General features: G+C 64.3%; 20 protein-coding genes. 5 read left to right on the top strand and 15 right to left on the bottom strand.

The genetic code is table 11. The annotated features are described in order from the left end of the window. Positions 1-48 precede the first annotated feature (48 nt). The 3 genes from J2X58_RS17935 to sucC all read right to left on the bottom strand — a co-directional run bounded on the left by J2X58_RS17935 (position 49) and on the right by sucC (position 2,686). Entirely contained in the window at positions 49-492 is a 444-nt protein-coding gene (locus J2X58_RS17935) for an SRPBCC family protein (RefSeq protein ID WP_310050058.1), read from the bottom strand. Positions 493-639: 147 nt separating this feature from the next. After that, the gene (sucD, locus tag J2X58_RS17930; RefSeq protein WP_090055237.1) at positions 640-1,512 is read right to left on the bottom strand and encodes a succinate--CoA ligase subunit alpha; all 873 of its coding nucleotides are present in this window, start codon (positions 1,510-1,512) and stop codon (positions 640-642) included. Between the two features lie 13 nt (positions 1,513-1,525). Further along, on the bottom strand, positions 1,526-2,686 hold the full coding sequence (gene sucC / locus J2X58_RS17925; protein WP_090055239.1) for an ADP-forming succinate--CoA ligase subunit beta: 1,161 nt from the start codon (positions 2,684-2,686) through the stop codon (positions 1,526-1,528). Positions 2,687-2,976: 290 nt separating this feature from the next. Between sucC and J2X58_RS17920 the strand changes: the two genes are divergently transcribed. Next, positions 2,977-4,599 (top strand): HAMP domain-containing sensor histidine kinase, encoded by a 1,623-nt coding sequence (locus J2X58_RS17920; protein WP_310050115.1) that lies wholly within the window; start codon positions 2,977-2,979, stop codon positions 4,597-4,599. A 67-nt stretch (positions 4,600-4,666) separates the two neighbouring features. After that, a complete protein-coding gene (locus J2X58_RS17915; protein WP_310050055.1) occupies positions 4,667-6,067 on the top strand; it encodes a sigma-54 dependent transcriptional regulator in 1,401 nt (466 codons plus the stop codon). A gap of 164 nt (positions 6,068-6,231) precedes the next feature. On the opposite strand, the gene J2X58_RS17910 is transcribed toward J2X58_RS17915, so the two are convergent. From J2X58_RS17910 to J2X58_RS17880, 7 genes are all read right to left on the bottom strand, one after another. Continuing rightward, positions 6,232-7,572, bottom strand: coding sequence for a hypothetical protein (locus J2X58_RS17910; RefSeq protein WP_310050052.1), 1,341 nt, complete (start codon positions 7,570-7,572; stop codon positions 6,232-6,234). A 323-nt stretch (positions 7,573-7,895) separates the two neighbouring features. Then, a complete protein-coding gene (locus J2X58_RS17905; RefSeq protein WP_310050050.1) occupies positions 7,896-8,231 on the bottom strand; it encodes a hypothetical protein in 336 nt (111 codons plus the stop codon). An 89-nt stretch (positions 8,232-8,320) separates the two neighbouring features. After that, positions 8,321-8,695, bottom strand: a complete 375-nt coding sequence (locus tag J2X58_RS17900; RefSeq protein ID WP_310050049.1) for a hypothetical protein — start codon at positions 8,693-8,695, stop codon at positions 8,321-8,323. A gap of 9 nt (positions 8,696-8,704) precedes the next feature. Further along, positions 8,705-8,953 carry a hypothetical protein gene (locus J2X58_RS17895; RefSeq protein WP_310050047.1) on the bottom strand — a complete coding sequence of 83 codons (249 nt, stop codon included), beginning with the start codon at positions 8,951-8,953 and terminating at the stop codon, positions 8,705-8,707. Between the two features lie 819 nt (positions 8,954-9,772). Continuing rightward, the gene (locus tag J2X58_RS17890) at positions 9,773-10,132 is read right to left on the bottom strand and encodes a hypothetical protein (protein ID WP_310050045.1); all 360 of its coding nucleotides are present in this window, start codon (positions 10,130-10,132) and stop codon (positions 9,773-9,775) included. A 412-nt stretch (positions 10,133-10,544) separates the two neighbouring features. Beyond that, the gene (locus J2X58_RS17885; RefSeq protein WP_310050043.1) at positions 10,545-11,177 is read right to left on the bottom strand and encodes a hypothetical protein; all 633 of its coding nucleotides are present in this window, start codon (positions 11,175-11,177) and stop codon (positions 10,545-10,547) included. 178 nt (positions 11,178-11,355) lie between these two features. Next, positions 11,356-11,859 carry a hypothetical protein gene (locus J2X58_RS17880; RefSeq protein WP_310050040.1) on the bottom strand — a complete coding sequence of 168 codons (504 nt, stop codon included), beginning with the start codon at positions 11,857-11,859 and terminating at the stop codon, positions 11,356-11,358. Positions 11,860-12,178: 319 nt separating this feature from the next. Between J2X58_RS17880 and J2X58_RS17875 the strand changes: the two genes are divergently transcribed. Next, positions 12,179-12,673, top strand: coding sequence for a hypothetical protein (locus J2X58_RS17875; protein ID WP_310050038.1), 495 nt, complete (start codon positions 12,179-12,181; stop codon positions 12,671-12,673). Here the strand turns inward: J2X58_RS17875 and J2X58_RS17870 are convergent. The 5 genes from J2X58_RS17870 to J2X58_RS17850 form a co-directional block, all read right to left on the bottom strand. Continuing rightward, entirely contained in the window at positions 12,636-13,007 is a 372-nt protein-coding gene (locus tag J2X58_RS17870; protein WP_310050036.1) for a hypothetical protein, read from the bottom strand. The genes J2X58_RS17875 and J2X58_RS17870 overlap by 38 nt on opposite strands. A 115-nt stretch (positions 13,008-13,122) precedes the next feature. After that, a complete protein-coding gene (locus tag J2X58_RS17865) occupies positions 13,123-14,688 on the bottom strand; it encodes a response regulator (RefSeq protein WP_310050033.1) in 1,566 nt (521 codons plus the stop codon). A 19-nt stretch (positions 14,689-14,707) separates the two neighbouring features. After that, entirely contained in the window at positions 14,708-15,154 is a 447-nt protein-coding gene (locus J2X58_RS17860) for a response regulator (RefSeq protein ID WP_090055250.1), read from the bottom strand. Further along, positions 15,151-16,947, bottom strand: coding sequence for an ATP-binding protein (locus J2X58_RS17855; RefSeq protein ID WP_310050031.1), 1,797 nt, complete (start codon positions 16,945-16,947; stop codon positions 15,151-15,153). The genes J2X58_RS17860 and J2X58_RS17855 overlap by 4 nt, the downstream gene beginning before the upstream one ends. A gap of 219 nt (positions 16,948-17,166) precedes the next feature. Further along, the gene (locus tag J2X58_RS17850) at positions 17,167-19,512 is read right to left on the bottom strand and encodes a GH92 family glycosyl hydrolase (RefSeq protein ID WP_310050026.1); all 2,346 of its coding nucleotides are present in this window, start codon (positions 19,510-19,512) and stop codon (positions 17,167-17,169) included. A 169-nt stretch (positions 19,513-19,681) separates the two neighbouring features. Here J2X58_RS17850 and J2X58_RS17845 point away from each other — a divergent pair, with 169 nt between their 5' ends. Next, a complete protein-coding gene (locus J2X58_RS17845) occupies positions 19,682-20,731 on the top strand; it encodes a LacI family DNA-binding transcriptional regulator (protein ID WP_090055256.1) in 1,050 nt (349 codons plus the stop codon). Positions 20,732-20,841: 110 nt separating this feature from the next. After that, the gene (fucP, locus tag J2X58_RS17840; RefSeq protein WP_310050109.1) at positions 20,842-22,068 is read left to right on the top strand and encodes an L-fucose:H+ symporter permease; all 1,227 of its coding nucleotides are present in this window, start codon (positions 20,842-20,844) and stop codon (positions 22,066-22,068) included. Positions 22,069-22,141 lie beyond the last annotated feature (73 nt).

Genomic DNA, 22,141 nt, shown 5'->3' with positions numbered 1-22,141 from the left:
GGGCCGCGGTTCTTGGCGACGCTCTCCGAACCGTGCCGCGACTGTGCCCTACTCCGGAATCGTCACCTCCACCAACCGCTCCAGCAGGGTGAGCGATTCCTGCCAGCCGAGATAGCACTGCTCGGGCGGGATCATCTCGGGGATGCCTTCCTGCACGATGTCGATTTCCGTGCCGCACGACACCGCGCGCAACGTGATGGTCGTCTTCATCGTGCCCGGCAGGTTCGGATCGTCGAAGCGGTCGTCGTGCACGATGCGCTCGTTGGGCACGAGTTCGAGGTACGTGCCGCCGAAGCTGTGGCCGCCGCCCGTCGAGAAGTTGGTGAAGGTCATGCGGTACCTGCCGCCGACCTTCGCGTCCAGTTCGTGCACGGTGCAGGTGAAGCCATCCGGCGGCAGCCACTTGGCGTTCGCGGCCGGATCGAGGAAGGCGCGGTAGACGCGCTCGGCGGGGGCGGTGAAGACGCGGAGCAGGCGGACGGTGCCAGACATGGGATGTTCCTTCGGCGAGGAGGAGCCCTCATTGTCCACGACGAACGAGCTCGCCCCGAATCGACATGCGCGGAAAAGAAAAAGCCGCGACCCGGAGGCCGCGGCTTTTTTCGTGTCGCACACGCCCCGCCGTGGCGGGAAACGCGATTACTTCATCAGACCGGCGAGGGTCTTGCCGAGGTCGGCCGGGGACTTGACCGTGGTCACGCCCGCCTTCTCCAGCGCGGCGAACTTGGCTTCCGCCGTGCCCTTGCCGCCCGAGATGATGGCGCCGGCATGGCCCATGCGCTTGCCCGGAGGGGCCGACGCACCGGCGATGAACGACACGACCGGCTTCTTGACGTACTGCGAGATGAACTCGGCCGCGTCTTCCTCGGCGCTGCCGCCGATCTCGCCGACCATGATGATGCCCTCGGTCTGCGGATCGTCCTGGAAGAGCTTCAGGCAGTCGATGAAGTTCAGGCCGTTGATCGGGTCGCCACCGATGCCGATGCAGGTGGACTGGCCGAGGCCTTCGTTCGTGGTCTGGAACACCGCTTCATACGTGAGCGTGCCCGAGCGCGAAACGATGCCGACCTTGCCCGGCTTGTGGATGTGGCCCGGCATGATGCCGATCTTGCACTCGCCCGGGGTGATGACGCCGGGGCAGTTCGGACCGACCAGGACGACGTCCGGATGCGACTTCAGCACGTTCTTCACGCGCATCATGTCGAGCACGGGGATGCCTTCCGTGATCGCGACGATGACCTTGATGCCACCGTCGATGGCTTCGAGGATCGAGTCGGCCGCGAACGGCGGCGGCACGAAGATGACCGAGGCGTCGGCGCCGGTCTGGTCGACCGCGTCACGCACCGTGTTGAAGACCGGCTTGCCGATGTGCTCGGTGCCGCCCTTGCCCGGGGTCACGCCACCGACGATCTGGGTGCCGTAGTCGATCGCCTGTTCGGCGTGGAAGGTACCCTGCTGTCCGGTGAAGCCCTGGACGAGGACCTTGGTATTCTTGTTGATCAGGACGCTCATGTTGCTTCGCTCCTCAGCCCGCGGCAGCCACGGCTTTCTGGGCCGCGTCGTTGAGATCGTCGGCCGGCGTGATCGCCAGGCCCGAGTTGGCCAGCAGTTCGCGGCCCTTCTCGACATTGGTGCCCTGCAGGCGCACCACCACCGGAATCTTCAGGCCCACTTCCTTCACGGCCGCGATGATGCCTTCGGCGATCAGGTCGCAACGCACGATGCCGCCGAAGATGTTGACCAGGATGGCCTTGACCTTGTCGGACGAGAGGATGAGCTTGAACGCCTCGGTGACGCGCTCCTTCGTGGCGCCGCCGCCGACGTCGAGGAAGTTGGCCGGCTCGCCGCCCGCCAGCTTGATCACGTCCATCGTCGCCATCGCGAGACCGGCGCCGTTGACCATGCAGCCGATCGTGCCGTCCATCGTGACGTAGTTGAGGTTGTGCTGGACGGCGGCCGCTTCGGCGGCGTCTTCCTGCGTGAGGTCGCGCATGGCGGCCAGGTCGGCGTGGCGGAACTCGGCGTTGTCGTCGGAGTTCACCTTGCCGTCGAGGGCGGCGAGGTTGCCGTCTTCGAGGATCGCGAGCGGGTTCAGCTCGACCAGCGAGAGGTCCTTCTCGTTGAAGAGCTTGTACAGGCCCAGCATGATCTTGACGAGCTGGCCGACCTGCTTCGGATTCAGGTCCATCTTGAACCCGAGGTCGCGGCACTGGTACGGCTGCAGGCCTTCGACGTAATCCACGACGATCGTGTGGATGTCTTCCGGCGTGTCGTGCGCGACCTGCTCGATGTCGACGCCGCCGTGCTTCGAGGCGATGAACGAGATCGATTTGGTGTCGCGATCGGTGAGGATCGAGAGATACAGTTCCTTCGCGATGTCGGTCGCGTCGGTGACCAGGACCAGGTTCACGGGCAGCGCGCGGCCGGCCGACTGGTAGGTTTCCATGTTCGTGCCGAGCATGCCCTTGGCGGCGGCGCGGACGTCGTCGAGGCTGCGGCAGAACTTGACGCCACCGGCCTTGCCGCGGCCACCGGCATGGATCTGGGCCTTGACCATCCACTGCGTACCGCCCAGGTGCTTGGCGGCGTCGACGGCGGCGTCGGGAGAGTTGGCAACCTTGCCCGGCGGCACGGCGATGCCGTACTTCGCGAACAGTTCTTTAGCCTGGTACTCGTGGAAATTCATTCGATACCTCGAGCGAACGGGAGAAGCGTGTGAAAGCGTGCCGGCCGTGAGGCCTGCACGGGGAGGGGGAAACGGTCGAATGCGCGCGATTCACGCAATACGGCCGCGTATTTTCCCGGAAGGCGCCCCGGATGGAAAGGGGCGGTGCCGCATCGGGCCGCGGACGGACGGGCCCGGAGCGTTCCCGGGACGGCTTGCCGGGGTGCCAGCGCCCCCTATACTGGCGGTCATCCACGGCCCTCGGGGGCCATCGGCGGAGAAGCAGCAAGGTGTCCACGCCCGCGACGACGATGACGGCACGAGCCAGCGTGCGCCAGGGGGCGCCCCGCCACGAACTCTTCTTTTTCAATTACTTCCGGCTGGGCCAGGCCGCCGTCTACACCGCGCTGGCCTTCCGCCCCGGCCATATGGAGTGGCCCTCTCTCCCCGAGCCGCTGATCGCCCGCCTCTTCGCGATGGCCTACCTGCTGGCGGCCCTGGTGATGGTCGCCCGCACCCGGCACGCCCTGCAACGGCCCGTGCTCACGGTGTCGGTGGGCCTGACCCTCGACGTCGTCGCCGCGCTCTGCGCGCTGGTCCTCATGCACGACGTGCGGATGGGCGTGGCGATGATGCTCGCCGTCAACATCGCCACGGGCGCCCTGCTGCTGCCCCTCCGGCTGTCGATGTTCTTCGCCGCGCTCGCCACGCTGGGCATGCTCGGCCATTCCGTCTTCGATTTCGTGGACTCGGGCACCTCCGATCGCGAGTACGCCGAGTACGGCCTCTTCGGCGCGGCGTACTTCGCCTGCGCCTCGCTCTGCTACGTCCTGGGGCGCAACATCCGCGCCTCGGAGGCCCTGGCGGAGCAGCGCGGCATCGACCTGGCCAACCTGTCGCAGGTCAACGAACTGATCATCCGCCGCATGAAGACCGGCGTGCTGCTGGTGGACGAAGGCAACCGCATCCACCAGCTCAACGAGTCCGCGTGGATGCTGATGGGCAACCCGTCCGCCGACCAGCGCGACCTCGGCACGCTCGCGCCCGAGCTGTCGCGGCGCCTGTACCACTGGCGCACCTCGGGCAAGCTCGACGAGAGCGCCACGATGCTGGCCGACGGCACGCCGGAAGTGGTGCCGCGCTTCTCACGCCTCGCGCCGAACGACGACTCCCACGTACTGATCTTCCTCGACGACACGTCGCTGGTCTCGCGACGCGCCGAGGAGCTCACGCTGAGTTCGCTCGGCCGGCTTTCCGCCTCGATCGCCCACGAAATCCGCAATCCGCTGGCGGCGATCCATTACTCGGCGCAGCTGCTGGCGGAGTCGACCGACCTCAACGACGCCGACCTGCGCATGGTCGAGATCATCAACAACCACTGCTCGCGCCTCAACGAGATCATCGAGAACATCCTGCAGCTCTCGCGCCGCGAACGCTCGCGACCGGAGACCCTCGACCTCGGCCGCTGGGTGCATCACTTCGTCACCGAATACCGCCAGGGCAACGACCTCGGCGCGGACATCCTCCGGGCCGTGTCCGGCAGCGAGCCGGTGGCCGCCGTCGCCGATCCTCAACACCTGCAGCAGGTGATCTGGAACCTCGTGCAGAACGCCCTCCGCTACGGCCGCCTGCCCGGCGAGCCGGCCCGCGTGATGCTGGTGGCGCGGCATTCGGATGCCGGCATTCCCATCCTCGAAGTGATCGATCGCGGCCCCGGCATCCCGCCGAAGGTGGCCGCGCAGATCTTCGAGCCCTTCTTCACCACGCACGAATACGGCACGGGACTGGGCCTTTACCTCGCCCGCCAGATGGCCGAGGCGAACCAGGCCGCGCTCGAATACGTGCGCGTGGCGGGCGGCGGCAGCTGCTTCCGCATCAGCCTGACACCGCCCGCGCGCACCGCCGCGTCGGCACCCGTGGCGGCCAGCGCGTGACGGCCGCCCTATGCGTCCGCCCCCCGGGCGGGTACATTTGGACCCTTCACCGAACCTCTCGGACCCAATGAGCAAGCAGACCGTTCTGGTCATCGACGACGAGCGGGACATCCGCGAGTTGCTGACCATCACACTCGGTCGAATGGAACTCGACGTCGACGCCGTGGGGAGCGTCAACGAAGCGCGGAGCGCACTGGCGGCACGGCGATACGACCTGTGCTTCACCGACATGCGCCTGCCCGATGGCAGCGGCCACGAGATCATCGAGCTCATCGCGTCGAATTTCCCGGACATGCCCGTGGCGATGATCACCGCGTACGGCAACGTCGACGCGGCGGTGAACGCGCTGAAGGCCGGCGCCTTCGACTTCGTCTCCAAGCCGGTGGACATCCACCTGCTGCGCCGCCTCGTGCGCACGGCGCTGCGTCTGTCCGAGGAACGCAAGGCCGATGCCGGAGCCAAGGCCTCGCCCGGCGCGGACCGGCTCATTGGCGACTCCCCGGCGATGACCGAAGTCCGCGGCAAGATCGCCAAGCTCGCCCGCAACCAGGCGCCGGTCTACATCGCCGGCGAATCCGGCGTGGGCAAGGAACTGGTCGCGCGCCTGATCCACGAACTGGGTCCCCGTTCGGCCGGTGCCTTCGTGCCGGTCAACTGCGGCGCCATCCCGTCCGAGTTGATGGAAAGCGAGTTCTTCGGCCACCGCAAGGGCAGCTTCACCGGCGCCCACGCCGACAAGGAAGGCCTCTTCCAGGCGGCGCAGGGCGGCACGCTCTTCCTCGACGAAGTCGCCGAGCTTCCCCTGCACATGCAGGTGAAGCTGCTGCGCGCCATCCAGGAAAAGGCCGTGCGCCCCATCGGCGGCCGCGACGAAATCCCGGTCGACGTACGCATCCTGTCCGCCACGCACAAGAACCTCGCCGCGCTCGTCGAGCAGGGCCTCTTCCGCCAGGATCTCTTCTACCGCATCAACGTCATCGAACTGCGCGTGCCGCCGCTGCGCGAGCGTCGTGGCGACGTGCCACGCCTGGCGGAATTCGTGCTGCGCCAGCTCGCGACCGAATCCGGCGGTGCGCCGGGGAAGCTCAAGCCCGAAGCCCTCGCGGCGCTCGAGGCCTACCACTTCCCGGGCAACGTGCGCGAACTGGAGAACATCCTCGAACGCGCGATGGCGATGTGCGAAGGCGACACCATCGAAGCCGACGACCTGATGCTGCCGCAGCGCGCGCCGGCCACCACGAGCGCACCGGCACAGCCGGTTCTCGCCGAAGCCATGGCGCAGGCGCCGCAAGCCGCGCGCGTCGCCGCCACCGACGGCTCGCTGGAGGATTACATCTCCAACATCGAACGCGACACGATCATCAAGGCCCTCGAAGAGTCCCGCTACAACAAGACCGCGACCGCCAAGAAACTCGGCATCACCTTCCGCGCGCTGCGCTACAAGCTGAAGAAGCTCGGCATCGATTGATCGACGCCTGTGCAGTGATCGAAGCCACGCCACTGTGGGAAGCGCGCTAGCGCGCGAAGGGTGCTCGCGACGGATCGCCCGACGAGCACGCGGCCTGCCACAGGATTCTCCGCAGATATGGCTATCGATGGCTCGTGGGTGCTCTTGTGCGACGCCCACGAGCATCAAGAGCGACGTCCTCGGCTACCGATCACGGACACGAACGCCTTCATCGAATTGACCTGATGGTCCGGGCCGCCCGCGGATCCGCAAAGGATCTTCCCTGCGCCATCGACGGAAAGATGCGTCATGTAGTTCACGTGCGACTCGCCGCCCTTGAACGTCGCGATGCCGTCGTTGGCGAACCCTGGATCCAGAGCCCCATCCTCCTGAAAACGGCCCAACCATAACTCGCTGCCTGAAGCCGGTCGGGCAACGGCACCACCCGCATACAACCTCCCATCCGGATCGACGGCCACGCGTCCGAACGCGAGATCGGCGGTGGCGTCGTTCCGGTCCGTCACGACCTTCCATCGCCCGTTGTTGAAGTCGGGCGAAGGACGACCGTCCGAATCCAGACGAAGCAGAAGCCCGGATCTGTAGGACGCGCTCCCGCCCCGCGTCCGTCGCACATACCCTCCAGCCAGAAGACCGCCATCGCCAAGCCGTTCGAGGCTCACGAGTACCGCCCTCTCCAGCGCGTCGCCACCGATATCGATATCGGCGGCGCCGAAATACGCGTATCCGGCCTCACCGAAGGTGATGTCTGGCTGGCCATCCGGCAGGAGGCGCCAGAAAACGATGCGGACCGGTGCGGCGTGATCGTTGTGCTGACCGACCAGCGTTACCCTTCCATCGGGAGCGACCACCATGTCGTACGCACCCCATTCGTCACTGAAGAATGCACCGTTCGTCAGGTAACCCATTCCGGCGAAGGCCGTATCCAGCTGGCCGTCGGCCGTGCAGCGGATCACGGCGTAGAAGGGCCCGTCCGAAGCGATCAGACAATAAAACCCCTGGTCGTATGACGCGACTTTGGCAGAAACCGGGCCAGCCGCCACCTTCTCGCCATCCCGCGCGGCGGGCGGAGGGATACGATGAACGATCTTCCCGCCCTGCCCGAAGGTCGGATCGAGCGTGCCGTCCGACCGGAAGCGGACCAACCCGATACTCAGATCGATATTCGTGCCTGCCCGCACCACGGCGATGACCCCACCATCGCTCGTTGGCAAGAGCGCCGTCACTCCGCCCCCGGAGATGTCGAGAGACACGATCGCCAGCCCATCGAACGATCCAAACGGCGGATCCAGTGATCCATCGGTCTTCATGCGTGCGACGTAGACCGCCGTTCGCTCGGACGCCTCGGCGTCGGCCACGTACAGCCGACCGTCGGCCGACGAGCACACGACCGGAGCATTCCTCATGGCCCTGGAGTTGGGAACCGGCATGACGAACTGTTGTTCGATATGGCCGGCGGCGCGAGCTTCCGACGCCGCCCCGGAGCGGAAAGACTTGCCCTTCTTCATGTTCGCTTCCTTGCGACCGACGATGCACCGATGGTAGCGCCGGATCGGGCGCCATGGTCGAGCGTGCACCGCGGCGATTCGGCCGACCGTTCAACCGGATACGCCACAAGCGAATGGAAGCGCATAACGATCGCTGCTGACCGGTGCGAGGTTCGCACGTCGACGGCTCCCCACCGAAGGGTGGGAGCCGATCGCATCGGCGATCCGCGCAAGCGGCCACATCGCCGCAACCTTCATCGAGACCCGGCGGTTGTAGGAAGCGCGCTGGCGCGCGAAGGGTGCTCGCGAAACATCCCCATGGAGCCGCGCAGCAATCTGGCGGTTCAACGCCCCGATGAGGCACCGAGCCAGTCGCACGAAAGCAACGTCGCTGCACTGCGCCTCAACTCGTCGGACGCAGCACGCATATACGTCTCGCACTTACGATCTTCCCGCGCCAGCATCGCTTCATGGAAGCGGTGCCGAACTGCGTTCTCCGGAACGGTATCCAGCTCCGACGCGGCCGCCCGGAACGCAAAGAACGCCGGATCGTCCGGGCGGGCAGACCGATGTCGAAGATTGACGATTCGACGAACATCGGCCAGCGACGGCATATCCGAACCGCAAATCGCCTGTAGCGCCTTGCGCAGTTCGCCCAGGGTCCCGAGGTCGCTAGTCATCTCCGTTTTCCTTCCGCGGATCCATCGTTCGTGAGTCGCATGCTTCAGGCCGGAACTTGCCATGTAGCGTCAACGGCCAGCGCGACCTTTCAGGAATCTGGAAATGCATATTCCCAGAACATGGATGTCAGGCGATATCCGAAGATCTGGTTGTCCTTGTACCGGGAGATCATACCCTCGACCGTGGACACTGGCTTGTCGAGTTCCGCATGTCGGGTAACCACCAGATCCTTGAATACCTTGTGCAGATACGCTTGCTCCTCGGCATTGATCGAGGGGTCGATTTTGAGAGCTCGCATGATATTGAAAGGAAAGAGTTCGATCTTTCGCGAGATACGATTATGGTGAAGCGCCAACTCAGTATTACCGTCGGACCATGCGACCGCACTAAGCAGGTGGTGAGCAACCGGTGATCGTTCGTGGGCTTCCAGTATTCCAACGAACGCTCTGTCGCCCACCGGCATCTGGCTGCTTCAGGTCAAAGCGATCCAGATAGCCGCGTCAAAGCCCCGCTCTCCGTCAAGCAGATTGCGCAGAACCGACACAGCCCCTTCGGGATCGACGTACGGCGGGAAAAGCAAAAGTATTCCGAGCAAGAGTTGCTCGTTCAGACTGGCTTTCCCTCGAGAAACAAGACGTTCAAGTTCTTCGACTATGGGTTCGCGGTCTGCAGCCCTCAAGCTGGCCACGAGATCATTCCGCGGTGCGTAGATCGATGGCATTCTTTATGCCCTTGAGGTTGCCCTTAAGACGTTCATCGACTGAACCGCGTTACATCCTGGAATGCCGTAGATACATTGCCGGAAGAACAGGGCCGAACCCTTCTCCAGCCAGAACAAACACCCGTTGATGTTGTCGATAATCAGCTCGCCGGGATATCGAGCGATCTGATAGGACTTTCTGCAAGATGGCCTTGAACCCAGCTTTCTCACCCGTAGCTGCATTCTCGATCTAATGAGTCCCGATGCGTAGACCATCGTTCGCTGTACATGCGGCGGGAAGGCGGCCGCTAGCAACGACGAAGGCACTGGGCTGCCTTGCCCCCAAAAGGCGCGAATTCTTCATGGTGGAGACGAGAGCGCAAGCCCTCGATCCCGAAAATCAATGCTTTCCATAATTCGGATAGAACACGATTGCAGCCAGAACAAGTGGCCAGAGCGCAAGCATGCACCGCGAGACGCGGAACCTCCATTTCAGTGCATCTGGATAGTGCGGCCGTGGCAAGCCTGAGTCGAGCAGAACCTTGACGATAGCGAGTGACTTCCGGTATTCGGAGCTAGGCGACTCAGCTATTCGTAGACCGTATTCGGGATCAACTGACGTTACACGAGCCAGCAGTCCGCGTGCCACATAGTAATACAGGAATCCGTACGCGACACCAATGAATGCGCCCTCACTTGCCTCAATAGCCATGGCCGCCCCCTACTGTTGTTGCGCCGATGGTTGAACGGTGTTCGGCCGCGGAGTATTGCTCCACTAGACCATAGTAATAGACGGCAGGAATTGAACAAATGCCCAAGCACCACCGCATACCTTAGAAGTCACTCAAGTTTCATGCCTGGATCAAATTTTGCATCGAAACGCACCTTGACGATAGCAGCCACATCTAAAGACGGTCCGCCTGACAGAGGTAGTTTTCCATCGACCGGATGATCCGTAACGTTGAACTGCACAGGCCGTCTCGGCTGAACATGCATACCAAATTCCGCGCCGGTAGCTGCGGAGAAAAAGTTGATCCCTCCCTTCAGCTGCGAAACGTTGTACGTCACCTCTACGCCGATGCCATTCGCAATCTTTCCGCCGTCGACAAGATCAAAGTTTTCCTTAACGCAAGAGTAGTCCTTACTTAGTTGAACATAGCCGCTAACACCGCAGTTCCCATGCGTGCACCACGTCTGCATGCCATCTGGATCAATATTTGAGAGCGGACTATTGTCTGCATAGCGATATCGGTCGATGCTTCATCGGATCGCGAGCAACTCCGATCGAGTCACGGCTCAAGAACTGCCCAATCTTCAGATCATGGTAGCGTTGCTGCATGTAGATCAGTTGGCTTGCAGGATCCCAGACGTGTCCCGTGTAGCCGGGGCCGGCTTCGCCGGGAGGAGTCTCTCCGACGCTATAAGTCTTGTAGGTGCGCTGGCTGACAACGATGCCCTTCCGAAGCACCAATGGCCTGCAGCACCTGGCGCAGCTCGCTTAGACCTCCGACGTCGCTAGTCATCTCCGCTCTCCGTCCGCGAATCCATCTTTCGTCAGTCGCAGGCATCAGGCCCGAACTTGCCATATAGCGTCAACGGTCAGCGCGACCTTTCAGGAATCTGGAAATGCATACTCCCAGAACATGGATGTCAGGCGATATCCGAAGATCTGGTTGTCCTTGTACCGGGAGATCATACCCTCGACCGTGGACACTGGCTTGTCGAGTTCCGCATGTCGGGTAACCACCAGATCCTTGAATACCTTGTGCAGATACGCTTGCTCCTCGGCATTGATCGAGGGGTCGATTTTGAGAGCTCGCATGATATTGAAAGGAAAGAGTTCGATCTTTCGCGAGATACGATTATGGTGCAGCGCCAACTCAGTATTACCGTCGGACCATGCGACCGCACTAAGCAGATGGTGAGCAACCGGTGATCGTTCGTGGGCTTCCAGTATTCCAACGAACGCTCTGTCGCCCACCGGCATCTGGCTGCTCCAGGTCAAAGCGATCCATATAGCCGCGTCAAAGCCCCGCTCTCCGTCAAGCAGATTGCGCAGAACCGACACAGCCCCTTCGGGATCGACGTACGGCGGGAAAAGCAAAAGTATTCCGAGCAAGAGTTGCTCGTTCAGACTGGCTTTTCCGCAAGAAACAAGTTGTTCGAGCTTTTCGACCAAGGGCTCGCCGTCTCCACGCAGCAAACTAGCCTCGAGGTCACTCCGGGGTACGTACGTCGATGTCACTTCTCAATATCCTTCTTCGAGGAATCCTTGAATACGCTCATAGTTCGCCAGGGCGTGCGCACTCGCCCATCCATGTAACCCGCCGCTCGGACCCAGCTGACTACGTCAACCCTTGAGAGCGCCAAAGGCCTCCGGCGAAGCCCTACGGCCACCACGGACATGCCACTTCAGAGTTCCGTCAACAAGTTCGCATGAACTCAATGATGCGCTTTCGGTGCTCATCAATCGGCGAGAGCAAACGACTCGTTTCGTCATCCCGCGCCAGCGCTTCCAACGTGCGAGGCATATCGGAATAACGCCCGAGAAACGGGATCATCGTCGTTGCGCTGGCGACGAGAAGGCCTTCGACGACGCCATCGAGATCACCGACTTGCCTTACCGACCAGCGAAACTGCCCTTGCCCCGTAAACCGACCATACTCACAACCTACCGTCGCCGACTGCTTGCTCTCGCGATCGATTCCGAGCAGGGCATCCTGCACGGCGTCGAATCTCACGCCCGCATCGAGCGTGACATCGAAATCCGAGTCGTGATTGATAAACGCCAAGTGCAGGCCAATCCATCCGCGAGCTGTTTTTCGCCGGAAGACTTGCTGCGAGAGCACCCGCTTGAAGCCGAAGGGCCGCAGACCTTCAGCCATCAGCTGCAACAGGGTGCGTTGTACGGCGCGATTTGTCATCACGATGGGTATTTCCTTTCAATTTCCTCAATTCTGACGAGCTGGACACGCAGGTCAACAGGAGCATTTTCGCCAACGATTCGCCCTCCTTCAGATGCCCGGCGAGTCCTTCAAACACTGAAGAGCTGACCGAGTTGCATTTCCGGCCTTCGCCTCTACTGCAATAACTCTACCCTCCGAAGTGCGCACTAAGTGGCTACATCGAGTACGATGATCAAAGCGTCGCCCATATCAATACCTTTGCTGGCAAGGAGAAGGAACACTTTCTCTTTGAAGGAGACGCAGGCTCTGTGGAATCGCTGACCGATGGTTTGAATCGCTGATGTCGTATAACGCGCTTGAAAAAGAGCTCATCGTTAGCCTCGACGCGGCGATCAACACCCAGGCCCTTCGCATCGTCGACGATGCCAGCCCCTATCTTCTCGACCTCGAGGCCGCATTCCCGTTTGTTTCGAATCGTCTCGACTGGAGACGGGTCCGGGATGTGATCGAGGGTGGCGAATTAGGACTACCAGACGCGGCGAACGTGTTCACGAAGTTCATCGGCAGCTCGGTGCCTCCTTCGGACATGGACGAAGTTGTGGCCGTCGTAGGCGATGGCCCGATCGCGTTCGCCGTCACCGGAACGCTTCGCGATGTCATGCGTCACATGCCGCACATCGTGGACTTTCCGCAGCACAGCATACGTATTTCCCCACCCCCATGCCACCTGGTGCGCCAGCCTCACGTTCGAAGGCTGGATGTATTTCGGCCATTCGCCTCGCATCTGACATTCAACGCTACGCCGCATGGAGCTTTGCGAGGCGTCGACGCCTGACGGTCGTAACGGCACGCCGGGCCAGGCACGCACTCGCGAGCAACAGCGCGACTGCCGTTACCGAATTGAGAACCATCAGAGCCACCAGCCCCGGCGTCCACGCGAACTCTATCTCCTCGATCGGCAGGCGCGCCCACGGTGTGACGAAGATCGGCGCGCTCCACAACCACGACCAGGCGCGGAACACCCATGAGTCGTGACAGGGTGGCCACGCGCACGACGTGCGGGCGCCGAGCGTGAGCAGCGCGACGAGGAGGTGCATGAGCGTGGCGAGCACGAACAGGCAGGCGAAGACGAGGCGGCGATGCCAGCGCTCGGTGATGTCGAGATCCATGACGATGCTCCATTGCGAAAACGCAACGCTAAATGGGCATCGTCCAGCGGGCTATGGAAGAAATCGGAAAATCGCGACTTTCTGTGGCCGTGCGAGGCGCGGCCCTCGGGACGCCTCAGGCTTTCGGAACGTCGCTCGCTTCCAGGGCCTCGCGCACCTTGCGCAGCAGCACGCGCGACTGCACGGGCTTGTCGATCACGTAGAGGTGATCCAGCTGCGGCAGTTCGTCGAAGTTCGGCGGCGCGTCCGGGCGCGCCAGCAGCAGCACCGCGCGGCTGTAACCATGCTCGAGCAGCGCGGCCAGCGTGCGCACGCCGGTGAACAGATTCATGTCGGCGTCCATGACGACGAGGTCGGGCACGCCGTGCGCTTCGATCCATTGCAGCGCGGCCGTGCCGCTCTGGCTCGCGCCGGCCTGGTAGCCGTACGCGTCGAGCGTGTCGACCAGCAGCGACAGCTGCACCGCCTCCTCGACGACGACGAGCACGCGCTCGGCCTCGCCCTGCAGGCTCGCATCCATCACCTGCGGATCGAGGTGCTCGCCTTCCTCCGCCTTCAACGGGAGGAAGAGGTGGAACGCCGTGCCCTCGCCCACCGCGCTGCGCACGCGCATGAGTCCGCCATGGCTGGCGACGATGCGCTTGCACGAGAGCAGGCCGAGGCCGGTGCCAGCCTCCTTGGTGGTGAAGAACGGTTCGAACAGGCGCTGCAGCACGTCCGGCGGCATGCCCTGCCCCGTGTCGATGACCGACAGGCGAATGTAGCGGCCAGCCGCCGAGGCCTCGCCGTCGGCGAAGAAATCGTCGGCGAGCGTGACGACATCCGTCTCGATGCGCAGCACGCCGCCGTCCGGCATCGCCTGCATGGCATTGAGGCTGAGGTTCAGCAGGCACTGCTGCAGCTCGGTGTGGTTGCCTTCGAACGCCACGTCGGGATCGATGATGTCTACTTCCATGCGCACCGTGCGCGGAACGCTGCCCTGCAGAAGCAGGTTGAGCGCCTCGAGCAGCGCGCCCAGTTTCACCTGCTCCGCGCGGCGAGCGCCACGCGCGAACGAGAGCATCGACGAGACCATTTCCAGGCCGCGCCGGCCGCAGTCGCGCACGAGCGCGCCCAGGCGCGAGAGGCGCGGATCGTCCGCGTAGTCTTCGAGCGTGTCGCCCGCGAGCAACAACGGTTGCAGCAGGTTGCGCAGATCGTGGCTGAGTCCACCGGCAAGCAACGCGAGGCTCTCGAAACGCTGGGCGCGGATCAGTTCCTGCTCGGCGCGCTGACGGGCACGTTGCTCGTCCGCTTCGCGGAGCGCGCGGCGCACCGCGCTCGCGAGGCGCGCGGTGTTCTGCTTGAGGATGTAATCGGTGGCGCCGTTGCGCAGCGCTTCGATCGCGGCCTCTTCGCCCAGCGTGGCCGAGATGAAGATGAAGGGTATGTCGGACCGGCGCTCGCGCAGCACCTGCAGCGCACGCTCGCCGCTGAAGGCCGGCAGGCTGAGGTCGGACAGCACGATGTCGGGTTCGAAGTCGTCGAGCGCGGCGGCGTAGGCCGCCTCGTCTTCCACGAGCCTCACCTCGAAGTCGATGCCGTCGTCTTCCAGCTCGCCGAGCACGAGCTCGGCGTCGAGCGGATTGTCCTCGACCTGCAGGATCCTGACTTTCTGGCCTTGCCCGCCCATCCCAGCCATGTTCCGACGTCGCTCCGGGTTATTCGCCGTCCGGGCGCTGGTTGAGCACCGCCCAGAAATGACCGAGGGTCTGCACCGCGGTGAAGAACTGCTGCACGTCGACGGGCTTCAGCACATAGGCGTTGACGCCGAGGTCCCAGCTGCGTGCCAGGTCGCTCTCCTCGCGCGAGGACGACAGGATGACCACCGGAAGGCGCTTCCACTTGTCCTCGGAGCGCAGTTGCTTGAGCACCTCGAGGCCGTCCATGCGCGGCATCTTGATGTCGAGCAGGATCACGGCCGGGTCGCCCTCGGTGCGGTCCGCGTAGGCACCGCGGCGGTGCAGCCAGTCGAGGCAGTCGACACCGTCTTCGACGTGTACCACCGGGTTGGCCAGGTTGGCCTCGCGCAGCGCGTCGATGGCCATTTCGGCGTCGGCCATCGAGTCTTCGACGAGGAGGATCGTGCGCAGGTCGCGCTGGTTCATGAATCACCCAATCTGGCGCCCGGAACGTCCGAGGCCGGTAATGAAAAGTGGAAGGTGGCGCCGACGCCGGTTTCGCCTTCGGCCCAGGTACGCCCTCCATGGCGAGCGATGATACGTCTTACGTTGGCAAGGCCGATGCCGTTGCCGGGGAACTCGGAGGCACGGTGCAGCCGCTGGAACACGCCGAACAGCTTGCCCGCGTACTGCATGTCGAAGCCCGCGCCGTTGTCGCGGACGGAGAACTCGTAATCGCCCGCCGGGGTACGCGCGAGCTCCACCTCGATCAGCGCGCGATCGCGGCTGGAGGTGTACTTCACCGCGTTGCCCAGCAGGTTCTGCCACACGGTGCGCAGCATGTTCTCGTCGCCGATCACGATGGGCAGCGGCGAGACCTTCCACTCGATATGGCGGCCACCGGTGTCGGACTCAACCAGGGCCCGGGCCTCCTCCACCAGCGACTGCATGTCGACCGGCTGCAGGCGCAGCGCGCCGCGGCCGAGGCGCGAGAACACGAGAAGGTCGTCGATCAGCTGCGCCATGCGGCGCGACGAGCTGCTGATCACGTCGATGTAGTGGCGCACGCGGTCGTCGGCCTTGTCGCCGAGCTGCGACTCCAGCTTGCCGGCGAAACCGGAGATGTGGCGCAGCGGAGCGCGAAGATCGTGCGAGACGGAATAGCTGAAGGCTTCCAGCTCGCGGTTCACGTCGGAGATCTGCTCGACCTTCCCTTCGAGCTGGCGGTTGAGCTCGTTGACCTTCTGCTCGACGAGCGCGCGCGCGGTGATGTCGCTCACCGTGAGCAGCAACGCTGGATCGTCGCTATCCGGCTGCTCGATGCGCCGGGCGTTGATGACCACGAAGCGGTCCACGCCATCCATGGTGCGCTGCGTGAGCTCGTAGTCCCATAGCTCGCGATCGCGCGCCACCACGTCGACCAGTCGCTGGAGCAGCGCCGAATCCTTCCACGCGCCGTCGCCGATCTGGTCGAGCGGCACGCGCTGGTCGCGCTCCTGGTCGAAGCCGTAGAGCTCCGCGAACGCGGCATTGGCGAGCAGCGTGCGCAGGTTCTTGTCCAGCATCGCGATCGGCTCGCGCACCGCCTGCACGATCAGCTGGGATCGCTGCACCGCATCCGCCACGCGCGACTCGGCGCGCAGGCGGATCGCGATCTGTCGTTCGGAGACCACCACCACGATGCCGAGCAGCGCGATCTGCGCGAGCGCCGACACCAGCAGCACCAGCCGGTTGTTCGTGGCGAGGCTCGACGCCTTGGCGCGGCGGGCCGCGAGCAGCCCGGTCTCCTCGTCCACGATCTCCTTGATCTGCTCGCGCACCGGGAACAGCTGGCGCGCGTCCTCCATGGACGCGAAGGCGCCGTTCTTGTCGCCGGCCTTCAGCCGCTGCAGCGCCTGGTCGGTCAGCGCCATGCGGCCGCTGGCGATGGATTCGAGCGCACCGATACGCGCGATCTGCTCGGGGTTGTCGCGCGTCATCTCGCGGAGCGACGCCACCAGCCCGGGAACGACCTGTCGCGGCGCGTGTGCACGCTGGTCGAGATCGGGATCGTCGGACGCGCCCGCGATGCGCGCGTAGACCGCCGCCTCGCTGCTGCGGAGGGAAGCCGCCACGCGATACACGCTCGCCTTCACCTCGGAGGTGTGGGTCACCCAGTCGCGCGAGTCGAGGGCATCCTCGGCCGCCGAACGGGTGACGATGTACGGCAGGGCCACGATCACGAGCACGGCGGCCAGCAGGCCGACGAGTCGCCAGCGCAATCCGATGCGTTCGATCATGCCCTGGCCATCCCCGCGACGATTCCTGCCCTGTAAGGACATTCATTGTAAACGTGAAGCGCCGCACAGCGCTGGAATTTCATGGCACGTACCTCGGACACGACGACGGGTACGCCGCTTTTCCACCTGTTTCCAGGTAGATGAGCGGCGTACCCGTCCGATTGGAGGCGTGCTTAATGCCGAAACGGGCGTGAAGGACCCGTGACGGCAAGGAGCGCCTCAGTTCGCCTTGTCGCTCATCGAGTACGGCGCCGCACCGTTGCCGGCGCCCCACTCCTTGTTCGGCGCCTCCTGCATAGAGAAATGCAGTTCGCCGCCGGCGACGATTTCCTCGTGGCGGATGAAGGTGCGGTCCAGCGGCTTGCCGTTGAGGGTGACCTTGCCGACGTACGGGTGCTTAGCGTCGAGGTGGTCGGCCGAGACCGTGAAACGCTTGCCGCCGGCGAGGTTCAAAGTGGCCTTCTCCACGAACGGCCGGCCGATCACGTACTGGTTGCTGCCTGGCGCCACCGGGTAGAAGCCCAGGGAGGTGAAGATGTACCAGGCCGACATCTGGCCGAGATCGTCGTTGCCCACCAGGCCCGTCGGCGTCGGCGTGTACTGGGTCTCCATGATGTGCTTGAGGCGCTCCTGCGCCTTCCACGGCTGGCCGGCGTAGTCGTACATGTAGGCCACCTGGTGGCTCGGCTCGTTGCCGTGCGCGTACCAGCCGATCAGGCCGGTAATGTCCTCCACGTGCGCGAACGACTTCGGATCGACTTTGGCGTCGAACACGGAATCGAGCTTCTTCACGAAGGCGTCCTTGCCGCCCAGCGCCTCGATCAGGCCGGCGACGTCCTGCGGCACGTACCAGGAGTACTGCCACGCGTTGCCTTCGGTGTAATCGCTGCCGTACGCGGCCGACGACGGATCGAACGGTTCGCGGTAGCTGCCGTCGCTCTTGCGGGCACGGAGGAAGCCGGTCTTCGTGTCGAAGCTGTTCTTCCAGTAGCCCGCGCGCTTCATGAAGGTGGCGGCCACATCGTCCTTGCCCATGGCCTTGGCCATCTGCGCCAGCGACCAGTCGTCGAAGGCGTATTCGACGGTCTTGGAGGCCGCTTCCGGCGTGCGGTCGATCGCGACGTAGCCGAGCTTCATGTAGTCGTCGAGGCCGCCGTACGGCCCATAGGTGGCGCTCTTGACCATCGCGTTCAGCGCGGCGTCGGCGTCGTAGCCGCGAATGCCCTTCATATAGGCATCGGCGATCACCGGCACGGCGTGGTAGCCGACCATGCACCAGGTTTCCATGCCGCCATAGGCCCAGATCGGCAGGATGCCGAACGGGCTGGCCTGCTGGGCGGCGATCAGCGAGCTGACGAAGTCGTTGCTCTTCTGCGGCTCGAGCAGGGTCATGAGCGGCTGCTGGGCGCGGTAGACGTCCCACAGCGACCACGTGGAATAGAAATCGAAGCCCTTGGCCGTGTGCACCTGGTTGTCCGGGCCGCGGTACTGGCCGTTGACGTCCATCGACAGGGTCGGCGAGAGCATCGCGTGGTAGAGCGCGGTGTAGAAGGTCTTGCGCGTCTGCGCGGGGGCCTGCACGTCGACCACCGAGAGGTTCTTCTCCCAGGCCTGGCGGGCCTCGGCGCGGCGGGCATCGAAATCGAAGCCTGCGCCGTCCTTGTCGAGGTTGGCGATCGCGTTGTCCTCGCTCACGGTCGAGATCGCGACCTTGACCACGAGCGGCTTGGCGAGGTCGCCGAAGTCGAACACGCCTTCCAGCGCGCGGCCGCTGATGCCGTCGGTGTCCTCGGCGCGGTTGCCCGGGCCGGAGAAGCCGCGATAAGGGATCTTCTCCTCGCGGTTCTTCAGGCTGCGCGAGGCCAGCGGCTGGTTGAAGCGCATGGCGAAGTACAGCTGGCGGCCAGGCGCCCAGCCGCGCGTGGTGCGGCCGCCGGTCACGGTGCCGTCCTCGCGCACGCGCAGCGTGGACCACAGCACCTTGCCGTCGTAGTCGTAGATGCTGGGGCGCAGGTCGAGCAGGAGGTGCGCCGGCTTGCCCTTCGGGAAGGTGTAACGATGCCAGCCCACGCGGGTACCCGCGGTCAGCTCCGCCCGCACGTCGTAGTCGGCCAGCGTGACGGCGTAGTAACCTGCCTCGGCCTTCTCGGTCTTGTGGTCGAACCGCGAGCGATAGCCGCTACCGGGCTGGTCGGGGGAACCGGGGTCCAGCTTCACGTCGCCGGCGATCGGCATGACGAGCACGTCGCCCAGGTCGGAATGGCCACTGCCGGAGAAGTGCGTATGGGAGAAACCGAGCAGGCTCGAGTCGCCGTACTGGTAGCCGGCGGCCCACTTGTACCCGTGCTTGACGTCCGGCATGGCCGTGTCCGGCGACAGCTGCACCATGCCGAAGGGCACCGTCGCACCGGGGAAGGTATGGCCATCACCGCCCGTGCCGATCATCGGGTCGACCGCCGCGTAGGCGCTGCCCTTGTCGCTGGAGGCCGCCAGGGCCAGGGCCGGCAGGGCGAGGGTCAGGGCGGTGGCCAGCAGGCCGCGACGGAGGCGGGTGGTTCTCGACATCGGTGGATCCCCTCAGGTCAGCACGTTTCGGGCGGTCACGAGCATTTGGATCGTGACAAACAGGTCGAACGTAGCAAAGATAGCGCCATCGCGCATGTTGCAGTGCGTGATGCATCCCAAAGCCCGCCGCGCGATGATCGCCCGGTTTAGATCGTTTGAAGGAGTTCAGATGCCGAGGACTACCCCGCAGCGCCGCAAGGTGACCCTGGCCGATATCGCCCAGGGTTGCGACGTATCGCGGGCGACGGTCTCGCTGGTGCTGCGAGGCAGCCCGCTGGTGAACTCCGCCACCCGTGCCCGGGTGGAGGCCGAACTGAAGCGCCAGGGCTACGTTTATAACCGCGCGGCCGCGAATTTGCGCCGGCGGACGTCCTCCAGCATCGGCCTGGTCATCAACGACCTGGGCAACCCCTTCTTCGCGGAATTCGCGGCCGGCGCCGACGAGGCCCTGGCCCGGGCCGGCTACGTCACCCTGCTGGGCAATACGGGCGAATCCCCGGCCCGCCAGCAGGCGGTGCTCAATTCCCTGATCGAGCACGGCCCCGCCGGCATCATCCTCTCCCCCGCCGAGGGCAGCGAAGGCGAGCAGGTGCTGACCGCGGTCGGCATGCACACGCCCCTGCTCGTGTTCAACCGCGAGCTGCCCGACGACGACGGCACCCATCGCTGGGACACCCTCGAGATGGACAACGAGCACGGCGCCAGGCTGGCTACGGAACATCTCATCGCGCTCGGCCACCAGCGCATCGCGTTCTTTGGCGGCCACCGGGAGTCCAGTTCGGTGGAGCAGCGCCGCCGCGGTTACGCGGGCGCGATGCGCGACGCCGGCCTGCCGGTGGATCCCGCCTGGCTCGTCGAGAGCGCGCCGACACGCCTGGAGGCCGCGCGCCAGACCGGCGCGCTGTTCGCCCGCGACCCGGCCCCCACGGCGGCGGTTTGTTACAACGACGCGGTGGCGCTCGGGCTTATGCTTGGCCTGACCAAGCGGGGCCGCCGCCCGGGTGAGGATTTCGCCCTGACCGGCTTCGACGACGTCGCCGAAGCCTCGGTGTGCGTGCCGCCCCTGACCACCATCGCGGTGGATCCGCGTGGACTCGGACGGCGCAGCGCCGAACTGATCCTCGACAGACTTTCCAATCCCGACACGGACACTGCTTATACGATCGCGCCGGTTCGGCTCGTCGTCCGCGAAAGCAGCTGCCCGCCGTCCTCCCCCTGAACCGACACTTGGAGCAACCCATGGCCACCGGATATACGCCATCGCCCAGCTCGTCCTCGACGAACGCGGGCGACAATCGCTACACCTACTTTCCCCTCGCGCTCGGTGTGATGACCACGATCTTCTTCATGTGGGGTTTCCTTACCTGCCTGAACGACATCCTGATTCCGCACCTGAAAGCCGTGTACGAGCTGAATTATTTTCGCGCGTCGCTGATTCAGTTCACCTTCTTTGGCACCTACTTCATCATGTCGCTGCCGGCGGGTGCTCTGGTGAAGAGCCTCGGCTACAAGAAGAGCATCGTCGCCGGTCTGGCTGTCGCAGGCATCGGCGCGCTCGGGTTCTGGCCCGCCGCCGCGTCCCACCTGTACTACGCCTTCCTCGGCGCCCTCTTCGTGCTCGCCACCGGAATTACGATCCTCCAGGTGGCCGCCAATCCGTACGTTGCTCTCCTGGGCCCGGAGCGTACCGCTTCGAGCCGACTGACCCTTGCCCAGGCGCTGAACTCCGCCGGTACCGCGATCGCGCCGATCTTCGGTGGCCTGCTCATCCTCGCCGACACGCCGAAGACCGGCGACGAAGTGGCGAAGCTTTCCGCGGCGGAACAGATCACTTACCGCGCACACGAAGCCAGCGTCGTACAGGGTCCTTACCTGTTCCTCGCGATCGTGCTTTTCGTGCTCGCGGTACTCGTGTTCCTCTTCCGCATGCCGTCTCTGGACGAAAGCACGGAAAAGTCGGACTCGACCCACCACACCCTTCGCGAAGCGCTGCGCTATGCGCACGTTTTCTTCGGCGTCCTCGCGATCTTCTTCTACGTGGGTTCCGAGGTCACGATCGGCAGCTTCCTGATCAATTTCCTTCAGCTGCCGAACATCGGCAACATGTCGCAGCAGGATGCCTCGCACTACGTGACGGCGTACTGGACCTGCGCGATGGTCGGCCGCTTCATCGGCTCGTTCCTGCTGGTCAAGTTCCCTCCGCGCAAGCTGCTCGCCGTGTTCGCTTCGATCAACATGCTGCTGCTCCTGTCCACGATCTTCGCCAGTGGCTCCATCGCCATCTACAGCGTTGTTGCCATCGGCCTGTTCAACTCGATCATGTTCCCGACGATCTTCTCGCTGGGCATCGAGCGCATGGGCCCGCTCACGGGTAAGGCGTCGAGCCTGCTCATCATGGCAATTGTCGGCGGCGCACTGTTCCCGCCGATCCAGGGCTTCTTTGCCGACCACATCGGCCTGCAGCTGGCGTTCCTCGTGCCGCTGATCGGCTACGCGTATATCGTCTTCTATGGCCTCTCGGGCTCGAAGATCCGCAGCGCTCCGGTCAATCACTAAAGCCCTCTCGACGGCCGGCCGCCAGGGCCGGCCGTCGCGTTTTCCCATCCACCTCGCCCCCAAGGACAGGCCG

Source organism: Luteibacter sp. 3190, from assembly GCF_031456385.1.
Lineage (GTDB): Bacteria > Pseudomonadota > Gammaproteobacteria > Xanthomonadales > Rhodanobacteraceae > Luteibacter.
The sequence above is the reverse complement of the archived record's forward strand: the minus strand, read 5'-3'. Positions and strand labels throughout refer to the sequence as shown.

Bases quoted from the DNA above. Each gene is read 5' to 3' on its own strand.
- J2X58_RS17900 (WP_310050049.1), bottom strand. From the start codon at position 8,695: ATGCCGGTGGGCGACAGAGCGTTCGTTGGAATACTGGAAGCCCACGAA.
- J2X58_RS17855 (WP_310050031.1), bottom strand. From the start codon at position 16,947: ATGATCGAACGCATCGGATTGCGCTGGCGACTCGTCGGCCTGCTGGCC.
- J2X58_RS17845 (WP_090055256.1), top strand. From the start codon at position 19,682: ATGCCGAGGACTACCCCGCAGCGCCGCAAGGTGACCCTGGCCGATATC.
- sucC (WP_090055239.1), bottom strand. From the start codon at position 2,686: ATGAATTTCCACGAGTACCAGGCTAAAGAACTGTTCGCGAAGTACGGC.
- J2X58_RS17935 (WP_310050058.1), bottom strand. From the start codon at position 492: ATGTCTGGCACCGTCCGCCTGCTCCGCGTCTTCACCGCCCCCGCCGAG.
- J2X58_RS17910 (WP_310050052.1), bottom strand. From the start codon at position 7,572: ATGAAGAAGGGCAAGTCTTTCCGCTCCGGGGCGGCGTCGGAAGCTCGC.
- J2X58_RS17895 (WP_310050047.1), bottom strand. From the start codon at position 8,953: ATGCCATCGATCTACGCACCGCGGAATGATCTCGTGGCCAGCTTGAGG.
- J2X58_RS17915 (WP_310050055.1), top strand. From the start codon at position 4,667: ATGAGCAAGCAGACCGTTCTGGTCATCGACGACGAGCGGGACATCCGC.
- J2X58_RS17860 (WP_090055250.1), bottom strand. From the start codon at position 15,154: ATGAACCAGCGCGACCTGCGCACGATCCTCCTCGTCGAAGACTCGATG.
- J2X58_RS17865 (WP_310050033.1), bottom strand. From the start codon at position 14,688: ATGGCTGGGATGGGCGGGCAAGGCCAGAAAGTCAGGATCCTGCAGGTC.
- J2X58_RS17870 (WP_310050036.1), bottom strand. From the start codon at position 13,007: ATGGATCTCGACATCACCGAGCGCTGGCATCGCCGCCTCGTCTTCGCC.
- J2X58_RS17890 (WP_310050045.1), bottom strand. From the start codon at position 10,132: ATGCAGACGTGGTGCACGCATGGGAACTGCGGTGTTAGCGGCTATGTT.
- J2X58_RS17905 (WP_310050050.1), bottom strand. From the start codon at position 8,231: ATGACTAGCGACCTCGGGACCCTGGGCGAACTGCGCAAGGCGCTACAG.
- J2X58_RS17920 (WP_310050115.1), top strand. From the start codon at position 2,977: ATGACGGCACGAGCCAGCGTGCGCCAGGGGGCGCCCCGCCACGAACTC.
- fucP (WP_310050109.1), top strand. From the start codon at position 20,842: ATGACCACGATCTTCTTCATGTGGGGTTTCCTTACCTGCCTGAACGAC.
- sucD (WP_090055237.1), bottom strand. From the start codon at position 1,512: ATGAGCGTCCTGATCAACAAGAATACCAAGGTCCTCGTCCAGGGCTTC.
- J2X58_RS17875 (WP_310050038.1), top strand. From the start codon at position 12,179: ATGTCGTATAACGCGCTTGAAAAAGAGCTCATCGTTAGCCTCGACGCG.
- J2X58_RS17850 (WP_310050026.1), bottom strand. From the start codon at position 19,512: ATGTCGAGAACCACCCGCCTCCGTCGCGGCCTGCTGGCCACCGCCCTG.